Origin of the sequence: Alistipes ihumii AP11 (assembly GCF_025144665.1) — a bacterium.
Taxonomy (GTDB): Bacteria; Bacteroidota; Bacteroidia; order Bacteroidales; family Rikenellaceae; genus Alistipes_A; species Alistipes_A ihumii.
Window position 1 is genome coordinate 1,776,086 of sequence record NZ_CP102294.1, and the last position, 13,444, is coordinate 1,789,529.

At 53.2% G+C, this 13,444-nt stretch carries 10 protein-coding genes and 2 tRNA genes; 7 read left to right on the forward strand and 5 right to left on the reverse strand.

What is annotated here, in order from left to right; genetic code table 11:
* Positions 1–129: 129 nt before the first annotated feature.
* The 3 genes from NQ491_RS07190 to NQ491_RS07200 form a co-directional block, all read right to left on the reverse strand.
* Complete coding sequence (locus NQ491_RS07190; protein WP_019246259.1) at positions 130–2,043, reverse strand: DUF2075 domain-containing protein; 1,914 nt, start codon at positions 2,041–2,043, stop codon at positions 130–132.
* Complete coding sequence (locus tag NQ491_RS07195; protein ID WP_019246260.1) at positions 2,040–2,369, reverse strand: nucleotide pyrophosphohydrolase; 330 nt, start codon at positions 2,367–2,369, stop codon at positions 2,040–2,042. Before NQ491_RS07195 ends, NQ491_RS07190 begins: the two co-directional genes overlap by 4 nt.
* Positions 2,370–2,664: 295 nt before the next feature.
* Positions 2,665–2,736, reverse strand: a tRNA-Arg gene (locus tag NQ491_RS07200).
* 395 nt (positions 2,737–3,131) lie between these two features.
* On the opposite strand from NQ491_RS07200, the gene NQ491_RS07205 reads away from it, so the two are divergent.
* From NQ491_RS07205 to NQ491_RS07225, 5 genes are all read left to right on the forward strand, one after another.
* A complete protein-coding gene (locus NQ491_RS07205) occupies positions 3,132–3,764 on the forward strand; it encodes a S24/S26 family peptidase (RefSeq protein WP_026089703.1) in 633 nt (210 codons plus the stop codon).
* 77 nt (positions 3,765–3,841) lie between these two features.
* Positions 3,842–4,438, forward strand: coding sequence for a riboflavin synthase (locus tag NQ491_RS07210; RefSeq protein ID WP_019246262.1), 597 nt, complete (start codon positions 3,842–3,844; stop codon positions 4,436–4,438).
* 3 nt (positions 4,439–4,441) lie between these two features.
* The gene (locus NQ491_RS07215; protein WP_019246263.1) at positions 4,442–5,467 is read left to right on the forward strand and encodes a sensor histidine kinase; all 1,026 of its coding nucleotides are present in this window, start codon (positions 4,442–4,444) and stop codon (positions 5,465–5,467) included.
* 106 nt (positions 5,468–5,573) lie between these two features.
* Positions 5,574–6,398 carry a prolipoprotein diacylglyceryl transferase gene (lgt, locus tag NQ491_RS07220; RefSeq protein ID WP_034283188.1) on the forward strand — a complete coding sequence of 275 codons (825 nt, stop codon included), beginning with the start codon at positions 5,574–5,576 and terminating at the stop codon, positions 6,396–6,398.
* Positions 6,398–7,303: an SPOR domain-containing protein gene (locus NQ491_RS07225; RefSeq protein WP_019246265.1), complete on the forward strand. Its 906-nt coding sequence runs from the start codon at positions 6,398–6,400 to the stop codon at positions 7,301–7,303. Before lgt ends, NQ491_RS07225 begins: the two co-directional genes overlap by 1 nt.
* Positions 7,304–8,115: 812 nt before the next feature.
* Here the strand turns inward: NQ491_RS07225 and NQ491_RS07230 are convergent.
* Both NQ491_RS07230 and NQ491_RS07235 read right to left on the reverse strand, forming a co-directional pair.
* Positions 8,116–9,210, reverse strand: coding sequence for a S8 family serine peptidase (locus NQ491_RS07230; protein WP_081587422.1), 1,095 nt, complete (start codon positions 9,208–9,210; stop codon positions 8,116–8,118).
* 78 nt (positions 9,211–9,288) lie between these two features.
* Positions 9,289–11,256, reverse strand: coding sequence for a S9 family peptidase (locus tag NQ491_RS07235; protein ID WP_051012991.1), 1,968 nt, complete (start codon positions 11,254–11,256; stop codon positions 9,289–9,291).
* Between the two features lie 494 nt (positions 11,257–11,750).
* Between NQ491_RS07235 and murA the strand changes: the two genes are divergently transcribed.
* On the forward strand, positions 11,751–13,058 hold the full coding sequence (gene murA, locus NQ491_RS07240) for a UDP-N-acetylglucosamine 1-carboxyvinyltransferase (protein ID WP_026089704.1): 1,308 nt from the start codon (positions 11,751–11,753) through the stop codon (positions 13,056–13,058).
* 153 nt (positions 13,059–13,211) lie between these two features.
* A tRNA-Leu gene (locus NQ491_RS07245) sits at positions 13,212–13,293 on the forward strand.
* Positions 13,294–13,444 lie beyond the last annotated feature (151 nt).

Below are 13,444 nucleotides of genomic sequence, written 5' to 3' on the forward strand. Positions count from 1 at the left end.
TCAAGTGTTTTCTCTGTTCGTAGATCCGCTCATGACAGTGCCGATCTGCGGATTGTCGTATTCCACGGACCTTATATGATTTTTATTGTCAAATGTTCGGCCGGTATGAGTCTTGCAATATTTTGATTTTCAAGAATTGATAGAGTTCGCAAACGGATGGTGTAATGAATGAAGGGATGTACCGTCCTTATTCAGTCCTATGCGTTTTTTAAAATATTCGCGAGTCTCCATATCCGTACAATAAATATAACACCCCTTCATGCCTCTTGTCATAAGAGTCTTATAGGTATTTTTAATAATCGCTCTCAGAGTTCTTTTTGCAGATTCTTTGTCCTCCATCATGAGCTTTTTCCACCCGAAGATACTCCGGTCCATTGTTGACCGCGCAGCAGGATTAACTTGGACAACTCCGTTACGGACAATCAAATCATTGCCGATTATTACACCTATGTAATCTACTTCCAAACCCTGACATGTGTGAATACACCCTACTTCATTAATTGACGTAGGATCAATAATCCATTTTGATCCGTAAGTTTTAAGATTCCATTTCATTCGAAAATTATCTTCCGGAATGACAATATCGTATGCATTCGGATCTTTGTCGCTTACCCAATCCCAGCAATAACCTGCCACCAGTCTTGCTTTGTTGTTGATCTTGTTTTTTTCGAAAATGACATCGCGCAGTTCGGATGCAGAGTCATAAATTCGGAAATCGTAATCGGTCCCGCTAAGATCATAATTGGCTGTTTCACGTATACTAAGAACATTGTCAAGCCATGCCAGATATCCATCTGCACCATTACATCTGAATTGTGAACCTAATTCTCCTTCCGTTACTGTGCTTCCGCATTCCTGAGCGATACGACGAATGTTATCAATTGTACCGTAATCATCTATATGGACTCTCTGATCCTCGTCTATGAAAAATATGGAACATAATGAAGTTGAAATTATTTCCCGTATTTGATTATCCCCCTGTTTTAAGAAACCGGTCTTTTCTGTGAGCCTGTGAGCCTCATCTACGACAAGAGTCCTGATTGAGTTTTTAGGAGCATTTACGAACGAGCCGCTTCCGACGAATATTTTTTTCAAAGCTACAAGCGGCTGGTCACGGCATAGCATTTCAAAATAAACTTCACGAGGAGCACTCGTTTTGGTAACATATTGAGCCAGCTGTCCTCTTTGAATAAGATCAACAAGGAGGTTTATCGCTACGACTGATTTGCCCGTCCCCGCTCCACCTTTCACTATAAAAACATTCTTACTTTCGGGGGTAGAACAAAATGCCAATTCCTTTGCCCGTTCGAAAACGACTTTCTGCTCTTCGATCATGATAAATTCACGATTGCCCTTGAATATGGACCGGAGTGCGCTGGAAAGTGTTTTCGAAGGTCTGATCTTTCCATTGTCTATTCTGGAAACAATATTGGACTTGTCCCCCTTTTTGATGTGTTTTTTTATGAAATTACGAAGCTTGAGAGCGTCCGAGCTAAAATACAGGGGGGCCTCCCGAATATAATTGTCGTAAAAATTATTGGAGATAATACCGTCGTCCGAGTAATTATGGAGATATGCGCAAGGATATACTCCTATCATCTCATCTTCGATAGCGGCACTAAAAAATTTGAGTAAACATGCGTACGAGTATGCTTGGTAAGAAGGATGGGTGGTATTTACCATATGCCCCCCCAACAATGTTTTGACAATACCGTCCTGTATTGTTGTTTCACAATGTTGCCATTGTTTCAACTCAACGATTATGATATTGTCGTTCTTTCCGTCTGAACCCGCTATAATGAAGTCGATTCTTTTGGCTGTATGAGGAATATGATATTCGATTGAGATGCCGGCATCATCAGGAATGCTCGGATCGTTTAGTACTCGTTCCATAAATCCCAACGAGTTTCGAAATGCTCTGAACTCATTATCCGATGTTCTTTTTGATGTTTTTTTGTAAAGCTCTTCCTCTACGATGACGGCTATGCGATCTTCAAAAACGTCTTTACGGAATTCGGCTTTGGTACGATGATATATAATCATAGTTCGGTGTATTTTTTTGCAATTCCTTTTGATTTGTTTACAGGATATTTCACCGCATTCTCTTCGATTTTGTCAAAAATAATCTGCTTCACGTCGAAACCATATTTTTCCGCGATCAGAAAGGCGTAATTCAAGACATCCGCCAATTCCTTTTTCACTTGTTCCCGGTCCGCTTCTTCAGCAGATTTCCAAAGGAACAGTTGATTTAACTCTGCGGCTTCAATGGATAGTGCCAATGCCAAATCTTTGGGATTATGAAACTGTTCCCACTCTCTTTCGTTCCGGAACTCTATTATCTTGTCAATAATTTGATCTATATCATTCATGGTTAAATATATTTGGTTTATACAAAGATAATCATCGAATACTATCGAAGCTTCGATATTCTTTTATTTTTATCGACGGTAAAAATAAGTTTGCCATTGGACGAAAGACAAAATCTTACGAATAAAGTTGAACAAGCCGAGTTGGCTCGTCATGTTATCCGTCGAAAAATCACCGGTGAATCGCTTGACAAATTTTTTGAGAAAACAAAAATGCCATGTTTTACCTGTGTCGTACCTGTTGAAAAAAAACAAACGCTCAACTTATTATAAGTCAAGCGTTTGAATCGTTGCCTTGTACCCCCGACGGGAATCGAACCCATATCAACAGAACCGGAATCTGTCATTCTATCCATTGAACTACGGAGGCAGAATCGTACAGCGCACAAAGTTGCAACATTTTCGGCGTTATTACAAATTTTTGTGCTTTTCTCCGCGGAAAAAGAACGTGAAAACTATCTACAAGGTGGTTGCCGGTGCCGAAAGCCTGCGGAAAAGTTCTTCGCATCGTTTTTGTATCAAATCTTGCTCGATGCCTCGTGTCATCTTGCTGTGCGGGCGCTCTTTAGAGGCCGGATGGCTTGTGATAATCATTGATTTTTGAATTCAATACGCTGATTTGTAACAAATTGAATGCATTGTAGCATGGCGTGGACGCTGTTTGGCCCCGCGGAGTCCGTCAGGCGGATATTACAATAAATTATTTAAATCGTTGCTATATATCGGAACAAATAATGTATTTTTGCATTAATAAAATGACACACCATGCTGGATACATGGCATAGGCTAGAGCGCGTAATCAAATGGACAGGCCTTTCCGTCAACTCTTTTGCACTCAATATAGGGTTGAAACGGAGCGAGAACCTGTATCAAATCAAAAAAGGGAACAACGGGATCAGCCGGGATCTGGCTACGTTGATCACCACCAAGTATCCTTCGGTGAGCAAGGCGTGGCTTCTGACCGGCGAAGGCGAGATGTTCGTCGAGCAGGTAGCGGCCTCTGCTTCTCAGGCAGGCGTCCCCTATTACGGCATGGATATTCTGGCGGCCGTCGACGAGACGGTCCTGCCCTCGCCGCAGTTTTACATCAGCATTCCGATATTCGACAACTGCGATATCGCCGCCCAGAACATCGGGACGGCCATGCTGCCCGAGATCGCGCCCGGAGCGATCGTGATTCTCAAGCGCTGGAATGTCGAGTCGATCGTGCCCGGCGAGTCCTACCTGGTAGTGACCGAGCAGTTCAAGGGCATCCGCGCGATACGGGCCGGGAGCAACCCCTCCGAGCTGCTGCTGCTGCCCGCCAATACGCAGCAGTACGATCCGATCGTCATCGGCAAGTCCGATATCGTCAAGCTGTTCATCGTACAAGGCATTATCGTGAAGAAGAATCTGTAATTTTTTCGTCGGCAGGCCATGCGGAGTGACTTTCCGAAGCGGTTCGCGCCCGATGACATAAAAACCAACAGCAAGCCATGTTTTCTGGAATAGTCGAAACCACAGCCCGCGTCGCCGCGATCCGCGAAGAAGGCGGGAACCGGCATTTCACGCTCGAATGCCCTTTCACGGACGAACTGAAAATCGATCAGAGCATCGCCCATAACGGGGTCTGCCTGACGGTCGTATCGATCGAGGACGACCGGTACACGACCACGGCGATCCGCGAGACGCTGCTCAAATCGAATCTCGGGGGGCTCCGTGTCGGCGATCCGGTCAATCTGGAGCGCAGTATGCGGCCCGACGCGCTGCTCGACGGCCATATCGTGCAGGGGCATGTCGATCAGACGGCGCGCTGCACCGCGATCGACGAGGCGGACGGAAGCTGGTACTTCGCTTTCGAGTACGATCCTTCGCAGGGTAACGTAACGGTCGAGAAAGGCTCGGTAGCCGTCAACGGCGTCAGTCTGACGGTAGTCGATTCGCGCGAGGGAGCTTTCCGGGTCGCCATCATTCCCTATACCTACGAGCATACCAATTTCCATGCGCTGAAGGTCGGATCGACGGTCAACCTCGAGTTCGATATCGTAGGCAAGTATATCGCGCGCCTGATGGAGCGCTACGTCAAAGCATAAGCCGTGAGACTGAAAATCCGGACCGTCGCGGCCGCCGCAACGGCCGTCGGACTCGTCGCTGCGGTTTCGGGCGCGTTGCTCGTGTGGATGGCCCGGGGCGAAGGGAAATGGCTGGTCGTCGTCCCGGTGCTGATGTTCGCGGCGGTTTTCGTGGCTTCCCGGTTCTTTTTCAACCGTTTCGTCGCGTTCCGCATCAAGCCGATCTATCAGATTCTGCTGTCGAAAAGCGTCCGGACGCACGAGCTGTCGCAGAAAGCCGATCCGGTCGGCCACATCGAGGACGAGCTGAACCGCTGGGCCGAGAAGAATGCCCGCGAAATCGCTCGCCTCAAGGAGAATGAGCGTTACCGAAAGGAGTTCTTGGGCAACGTGTCGCACGAGATCAAGACGCCGATCTTCACGTTGCAGGGCTATATCGTGACGCTGCTCGACGGCGCGATCGAGGACAAGGCGGTCAACCGCAAGTACCTCGAGCGCTCGGAGAAGAATATCGACCGGCTGATTCACATTGTCGACGATTTGGAGGAAATATCGAAACTCGAGGCCGGGGCGCCGGTTCTCGAGAAGGAGTGTTTCGACGTCGTGGCGCTGGTCCGCGAGATCGCCGATTCGCTCGAGATGGACGCCGCCCGTCGCCGGATCGGCATTCGGGTAGGCAATCCGCACGGCCAGCCGCCCGTTCCGGTAACGGCCGACCGCCGCCGCATCGCTCAGGTCATAACGAACCTGCTCAGCAACTCGATCAAATACGGGCGCGAGGGCGGAGAGACCCGGATCGGCTTCGTGGATATGTTCGACCGCGTGCTGGTCGAGGTAAAGGACGACGGAATCGGAATCGCCGAGGAGAATATTCCCCGCGTATTCGAGCGCTTCTTCCGCGTCGACAAGAGCCGCTCGCGCGAGCAGGGCGGCACGGGGCTCGGACTGGCGATCGTCAAGCATATTCTGGAAGCCCACGGCGAGCGGATCACGCTGCGCAGCAAGTTGGGGGAAGGAAGCGCTTTCTCTTTCACTTTGAGCAAAAAATAGTTACATTTGTCCCTGCATGGCGGGCGCTGCGGATGCTCCGGAAAGCTCCGGCGCGCGGAAATTCTCCCTCCGGCCGCTTCGCCTGCGGAATAACAGCCAAAGCACGATGAATGCTATCCTGCCCCTTTTCGTTCGCTGGGACGTGAATCCCACAATGATTTCGATAGGCTCTTTCGAAATCCGCTATTACGGCCTGATGTGGGCCCTCGCGCTCGGTATCAGCGCGTACATTTTCAGCCGCATCATCAAGCGGGAGGGATATCCCGACAAGCTGTTCGATTCGATCTTCTGGTACGGCGTGCTGTCGACGATCATCGGCGCCCGACTCGGGCATTGCCTGTTCTACGATCCGGGATACTATCTGACCCATCCCGTCGAGATCCTCTACATTCATCAGGGAGGACTGGCCAGCCACGGCGCGGCCGTCGGTCTGCTCGTCGGTCTGTGGCTTTTTTCGCGCAAGAACAAAATGCCCTACATCTGGTCGCTCGACCGCATCGCGATCGCTGTCGGCATCGCCGGCGCGCTCGTCCGGATCGGCAACCTGATGAATTCCGAAATATACGGACATGCGACGTCGCTGCCGTGGGGATTCGTTTTCGTGCGGGCGGGGGAGACGCAGCCGATGCACCCGACGCAGATTTACGAGGCGGCGGCCTACCTCGTCCTGTTCGGCATTCTGTGCTGGATGTACTATGGCCCCAAGCTTGCACTGCGTCGTCCGGGCCTGATGTTCGGTTTCTTTCTGATCTATCTGTTCGGATTCCGCTTTTTGGTCGAGTTCATCAAGAATCCGCAGGAGGAGTTCGAGCGGACGATGACGCTCAACATGGGCCAATGGCTCAGCATTCCGTTCATCGTACTGGGCATAGTCATTTTGTACCGGGCATGCAGACGCCCCGCCGTGGAACTACCTAAAACCAAGAGATAATGGACCCTGTCAGCGTACTCGTATTCAATGTACTGGCCAAGCGGCAAGGCATCAACCTGCCGGGCGTCGGCGCGCTGCATGTCGTGACGTCGGCCGCCCGGACCGAGGAGCGGAACACGCTGGTTCCCCCCGTGAACCGGGTGGAGCTGCTGCCCGATGCGCAGCCCGGCTTTCTGGACGTGATCGATCTGCTTGCCCGCTACGGCGAGACGGATCGCGACGACGCGCAGCAGACGTATAATTCGTGGCTCGCTCAGGTGAGCTCCGAGGAGGGCGTGACGATCGATTCGGTCGGCCTTGTCAGCGAGGGAACGTTTCGTCCTGCCCCGCAGATGGCTGCCGTGCTCAACCCGGCCGGGACCGCTCCGATGCGGTTGCCCCGTAAGGGAAGCGGCAACGGGCTCTTATGGTGGGTCGTTCTGGCCGTGGTGGTCGGCGCGGGCATATCGGTCGGGGCTATCGCATGGCTCGAAAGTCGCGATGCGCCTTATCCGCCCCGGACGGTCCGGACGGCGACCGCGCCCTCCGAGGCCGGCGATGCAGCCGAGGACAATTTGCCGTCGTCTCCGGCCTCATTGTCCGGGGCAGAGGCTGACACGGCTGCCGGAAATATCGTGCCGGCCAAGGAGCTTACGCCCTCTGTTCCCAGCGTTCCGGCCGCCGGACAAAAGCGCTACTACGTGATCGTCGGGGCGTACAGCACGGAACAGAATGCCGACCGCTTCATTGCGGAAGCCCGGAAGAAGGACGATTCGCTACCTTATGAAAAACTGCCCCAGCCCAACGGACGGATTCTGATTTCCATCTTCGGTTCCGACTCCGAGCGGCAGGCCGTACAGAAGAAACGGGAGTACGAGGTCATGTTCGAGGGCTCGTGGGTCTACGAGGCATCCGTCCGGAAATAACGCTGCGAACCGGCGAACAACAGATGAAGAGCGTCCTCCGATTGAAACCGGGGGACGCTTTTTGTCGGACCGATCGCTTTCCCGTCATCGTCACAACGGATCTTCCGGTCCGGCAGACGTCTTCCGGCAAGACGCATTCGGTCTGCAGGGCAACCCCGACGAACCGGTTCCGATTCGGAAAACAGTCCGGGCATTCCTCGAATCCGTTCTGGCCGTTATAGCCGCAAAGCAGAAAAGCGGCCCTTTTCGAAAGAATTCTTTAAAAAGTTCAATGTATTGGTTGGTCAGATTTAACCGAGATAAAATGACGACATGACAACGGCGCTATTTTCCGTTTCATGTGTTGATGTTCATAGTCTCAAACAATTGATGAGGAGATGGAAAATTCAGATTAGAAAGACAAAGATCGGATTGGCATCGTTACTGCAATCCTGACGGATAAGCTTATGAAAACCATAAATCAGTGAAGCCGGGAGAGAAGGCAATTTCGTTGACTGAAAACGAAACCCTTCCGTTCGTACTTAAAACGGATTTTCAGAGGTAAATCGGGCTCTGCAAAATTCATACGAATCGAACTGTTTCGGCATTTCGTTGATCCTCCCTGTAACGAGATTCGCTTTCGGACTATCCCGGTAAAGAATAGCCCCGAATGTATCGTCAGATATCAAATTCGGATTTTATACAAGGAGTTGAATACCGGTAAGATACGAATATGAAAAAGGCGGCAAAATGCATTGCCGCCTCAAATAAACGGAAAAATTACAGCCCGGCACTCGATCGGCTCGTGGCGGAAATCCGTTGACTTCGCCGATTTATTGTAGCGTTTGGGCAATACGGGATACTTCTTCGACGATCCCCTCAGGATTGACGACAGAGTCGACAGCGGTGTCGTACGCTATTTTCATCAGTTGATCCTGCCAATGCGGCAATCGTGTGAAATTTTGATTATCCTGCAATGCCATTGCGAAAACTCCGGCCAGATAGGGAAACGTAGAACTGGCCCCTCCCAAACGTTCGTAAGCGTATCCGCCGTCAAAATACGGATTCGTTTTTCCGTCCGTAGGTATTCCGAGCCCCCGGCCTACGAATCCATATCTTATGTCGAAAGAATTATTGCGCATCGTATGTTTGTAGAAACCGCCGAGAACCATTATGCCGTTCTGTTCCGCTTCGTCGAACAATTCCTCGCGTTCTTTGGCGAACGCGTCGTCGGGAGTGCCGCTGCTCATCGATATGAACCGTATTTTTTCACGCTCCGGAAACGTCTTGTTCATATCTATGATTTTCCGGATCGCTTGATTGATCGTGCGCATGGTATTCGGCTGCGATTTATCGTCCGGCCAATTATTCGCCGCAAAATAATAAATATCGGCCTCCGGAGCCGTACCGGTGCTTTTGCCCGCCGCTACTCCGGTAACCAGACTGCCGTGATAGTCGATACCGTCCTGTTGCCAGTTATCGCCGAATACTTCGTAATATTTGATCCGGTCCTTATATTCCGGATGCTCTTTGAATAACCGTTGGTCTATGATAGCGATCTTTACGCCTTTGCCGGTAATTCCTTTCGCGTGCAGTCCGGCAACATTCTTCGGCATTTTCGACGCTTCAAGAAGTTCTTGCGGGTCGAAGCCTTCCGGCATTTTCGACGTTTCGGGCCATATCACACGGTCTGTCCATTGTTTAACCCCGTTCTCGTCAAACCCCGTTTTCCCCAAAAACAAATCTTCGCAATCCCTCAAATCCAACGACGACAAATCCGCCTCGTCCAGCGATTCGGTGTTCTGCAATTCCGCTATGTCCTTTATAATCTTGTATTGCCGTCCATGCCGTGCATCCTGACAGTTTACATAAGATAAGGAAATTATGGCAGCGGATAATGCGATGACACAATGGTTGTTTTTCATCATATTTCTTTTGTTATACGATTTTGAGGGACATCTTACTCTTTTTTAAGAATGCCTTCTCGAAATTCCGACCGGCGGAAGTTATCGGGCCATCGAATCGGCCTCGGCGGGGGCCGGAGCTTCTTCTTCGATCACGGCATCTATCTGCTCGCCCTTGAGATGCTTTGCGAGGAAACGCTCCATCGTCCGGTAGAACGCGAAGCGGTTTTCCTCGTTATGGAATCCGTGCCCCTCGTTGTCCTTGACCATGTAGTCCACGTCCACTCCCCGTGCGCGCAGCGCGGCGACCATCTGATCCGATTCGGCCTTATTGACGCGCGGGTCGTTGGCTCCCTGCACGACCAGTAGCGGCGCCTTAATCTTGTCGGCGTTGAGCGCCGGCGAATAGGCGGCCAGCATCGTGCTGTCCTTCTGCGGGTCTCCCACCATTTCGTACATCATGTCGAGCATCGGTTTCCAATAGGGAGGGATCGTCTGCAGGAACGTGAACAGATTCGACACGCCCACGTAGTCGACTCCGCAGGCGTACAGGTCGGGCGTATAGGTCAGGCCGGCCAGCGTCGCATAGCCGCCGTAGCTGCCGCCGTATATGGCGATCCTCGTCGAGTCGGCGATTCCCTGCGAAATCAGCCACCGTACGCCGTCGGTAATGTCGTTCTGCATCGTCTGTCCCCACTGCTTGTACGAGAGTTCCTTGAACTTGCGCCCGTAGCCGGTCGAGCCGCGGAAGTTCATTTGCAGCACGGCATATCCCCGGTTGGCAAGAAACTGCACCTCGGGGTTGTAACCCCAGCTGTCGCGGGCCCAAGGCCCTCCGTGCGGGTTGACGACGACCGGTAGCTGCCGGGCCGTTTCCATCGTCAGTCCTGCGGGTAGCGTCAGGTAGCCCTCGATCGTCAGCCCGTCGCGCGAGGGATAGCTGACGGGTATCATCTCGGCCATTTCCTCGGCCTGAATCCACGGCGCCAGATCGGCGATTTTCGTCAGTTTGTCGGCCTTTACGTCGTAGAGGTAATACGTGCCGCGCGTGCGGTCGTTGCCCGCATAGACGATCTTCATATCCTCGGCCTTGTTCGTTGCGGTCGTACCGACCTGATATCCGGGTAGTTGGGTTTGCAGCTTGCGGAACGACTCCTCGGTCTGCGGATCGAAGAAATGGCGGATCACGTCCTTCGGTCCTTCGCAATAGGCGCCGGTCAGCTTTTTCTTCGCTTTCGAATAGCCCAACCCGATTACGTCGTACAGATCGTTCGCATAGAGTTCCTCGACCTCCTGTCCGGTCGCAGGGTCCACTACGACCAGCGCGGCCTTGTCGCGTCCGATGTTCGACGTCGCATAGACCATTTTATTGTCGGGCGTGAACACGTAAAAGCTTACCTCGTCCTTGAAAGAGGTGGTCAGCACCGGACGGAACGGCTCCTGTTCCGTCTCCCGGTACAGAATCTGCGTGTTGACGCCGTCGACGATCGCATAGGCGACCCGCAGCTTGCCGTCGTGATCGGTCATCCAGCCCTGAATGTTGCCGGGGTTCTCGGCCAGCAGCGTCATCTCGCCCGTGTTGAGGTTGAGCCGGTACGGGTCGAATATCTGCGGATCGCGCTGGTTCGTGCTGACGATAATCAGCGAATCGATCTCTTCGAGCGGATCGATGATCTGCGTCCTCACGCCGGGAATCGCCGTGTAGGCCCTCGGGTCGCTGCCGTCCAGATTGACGCCGTAGAGCTGGTAATTCTCATCGCCGCCGGTGTCCTTCAGGTAGAGCAGCCGGTCGTTGTTGGCCCAGAAGTATCCGGCGATGTCGCGGTCGGTCTCGGAGGTGATTCGCCGCGCCGAGTCGGAACCCGCCTGCTGCACGAAGATGTTCATCCTCGATTCGTAAGGAGCCATATAGGAAAGGTACTTGCCGTCGGGCGAGATGTCGTAGGAACGGACTTCGGAATTGCGGAAAAACTCCTCGAGCGGAATTTCCCGCACATGGCGGTCGCTGCACGACCATACGAGCGGAACGACGATCGCCGTCATCCATCCGCTCCAACGCATTGTTTTCATTTTCGGTATGTTTTCGTTGTCATTAGTGCAAATGTACGGATTGTTTCGGGGAAATATTTTGTCGTGCACATTTTTGTTCCGTTTTTCTTCGCCGTGTCGCCTGCCTGAGTTTTCCGGGGGCGGTGCGCGGAGTGGTCCGGTTGCCGGGCCGATACGGGATGTTTCTTCTGGCAGGCGGCCCGGTAGTCGGAAAAGCGCTGCGGCTCAGGTCGGCATCGTTCTTCGGACCGAACCGTCCCGAAATCGCCGTGCCGGGATTTTGCGTCCGATACGACAGAAAGGGTGTTGCGACGATTCTGTCTCCGAGTTTCTTGTCATGTAGCCGACGCAGTTTCAAGCCGGATGCGGCAGCGAACGGCCGTCTCCGCTCCGCGCGGAGGCGGAATCATTTTTTTGAATATTGGCCGGCAATGCCTATATTTGATGAGTTTTAAACCGAAAGCGGCATGGTCGGCCGCAGGGGCGGCCGTATGCCGCGAACCGACCGATTGGCTATGGCTACATTCGAAGTTCGGGGAGGAACGCCGCTGTGCGGCGAAATCACGCCGCAGGGTGCCAAAAACGAGGCGCTGCAGGTAATTTGCGCCACGCTGCTGACCCCGGAGAAAGTGACTATACGGAACATTCCGGCGATCGTCGACGTAATGCAGCTCATCGAGCTGCTTCGGCGCATGGGCGTTCTCGTCGAGCGGATCGACGAGAGCACTTATTCGTTCGAGGCCCGCGACATCGATTTCGATTATCTGCAAAGCGAGGATTACCGCCAGCGGGCCGCCCGACTACGCGGCTCGGTAATGATTATCGGCCCGCTGCTGGCCCGCTTCGGCGTGGGCTATATTCCCAAGCCCGGAGGCGATAAGATCGGCCGGCGTCGGCTCGACACCCATTTCCTCGGTTTTCAGAAGCTGGGCGCCGAGTTCGACTTCGATACGGGAACCAATTTCTTTTCCGTCGAGGGCCGCCGCCTGAAAGGCTGCTACATGCTGCTCGACGAGGCGTCGGTGACCGGCACGGCCAACATCGTGATGGCCGCCGTACTGGCCGAGGGGCGCACGACGATCTACAACGCCGCCTGCGAACCTTATGTCCAGCAGCTCTGCCGGATGCTGAACCGCATGGGCGCGCTGATCTCGGGCATCGCGTCGAACCTGCTCGTCATCGACGGCGTGGAGCGACTGCACGGAACGACGCATACGCTGCTTCCGGACATGATCGAAGTGGGCAGCTTCATCGGCATGGCCGCGATGACCCGGAGCGAAGTCACGATCCGCGACGTGTCGTTCGAGAATCTGGGCATCATACCGGCCCAGTTCGCCCGTATGGGCATACAGTTCGAGCAGCGGGGCGACGACATCTACATTCCGCGCCACGACCACTACGAAATAGAGAGTTTCATCGACGGCTCGATCATGAACATAGCCGACGCTCCCTGGCCCGGGCTGACGCCCGACCTGTTGTCGGTCTTTCTGGTCGTTGCGACACAGGCCAAGGGGTCGGTGCTGATTCACCAAAAGATGTTCGAGAGCCGCCTGTTTTTCGTGGATAAGCTGATCGACATGGGCGCTCAGATCATTCTGTGCGATCCGCACCGGGCGACGGTGATCGGGCACGACCACAAGATACGGCTGCGCGCCACGACGATGTCGTCGCCCGATATCCGGGCCGGCGTCGCCCTGCTGATCGCGGCCATGTCGGCCGACGGCCGCAGCGTGATTCAGAACGTCGAGCAGATCGATCGGGGCTATCAGAACATCGACGGCAGGCTGAACGCCATCGGGGCCGATATCCGGCGCATCGACTGATCCGGAAGCCGGCCTCGTCGGTACGGCCCGTTTCCGTCCGGTCCCGAGGCGTTCCGTGCCGTTACCCGACGGCTTCGGGTGAAAACCGTCGGCCCTGTATTGCAGATAATCAAGAAAACGCTATCTTTGCCCTCTGAACGCGCCGCGTCTCAGGCCCGGATGGCGGAATCGGTAGACGCGCTGGTCTCAAACACCAGTGGAGCAATCCGTGCCGGTTCGATCCCGGCTCCGGGTACTTTTTGAAAACCTCAATGATTTGGTTTACAAGTTATTGAGGTTTTTTATTTTTCTGTTTTGGGCAAAATTCGGGCACTTTATAGAATTGATTGCAAAAATTTAAGAAATTTTTCAAAAATCATGAAATAATCCTCGCGATTTTTGAATCT

Bases quoted from the DNA above. Each gene is read 5' to 3' on its own strand.
- NQ491_RS07195 (WP_019246260.1), bottom strand. From the start codon at position 2,369: ATGAATGATATAGATCAAATTATTGACAAGATAATAGAGTTCCGGAAC.
- NQ491_RS07230 (WP_081587422.1), bottom strand. From the start codon at position 9,210: ATGATGAAAAACAACCATTGTGTCATCGCATTATCCGCTGCCATAATT.
- NQ491_RS07190 (WP_019246259.1), bottom strand. From the start codon at position 2,043: ATGATTATATATCATCGTACCAAAGCCGAATTCCGTAAAGACGTTTTT.
- NQ491_RS07235 (WP_051012991.1), bottom strand. From the start codon at position 11,256: ATGAAAACAATGCGTTGGAGCGGATGGATGACGGCGATCGTCGTTCCG.
- NQ491_RS07210 (WP_019246262.1), top strand. From the start codon at position 3,842: ATGTTTTCTGGAATAGTCGAAACCACAGCCCGCGTCGCCGCGATCCGC.
- lgt (WP_034283188.1), top strand. From the start codon at position 5,574: ATGAATGCTATCCTGCCCCTTTTCGTTCGCTGGGACGTGAATCCCACA.
- NQ491_RS07205 (WP_026089703.1), top strand. From the start codon at position 3,132: ATGCTGGATACATGGCATAGGCTAGAGCGCGTAATCAAATGGACAGGC.
- NQ491_RS07225 (WP_019246265.1), top strand. From the start codon at position 6,398: ATGGACCCTGTCAGCGTACTCGTATTCAATGTACTGGCCAAGCGGCAA.
- murA (WP_026089704.1), top strand. From the start codon at position 11,751: ATGGCTACATTCGAAGTTCGGGGAGGAACGCCGCTGTGCGGCGAAATC.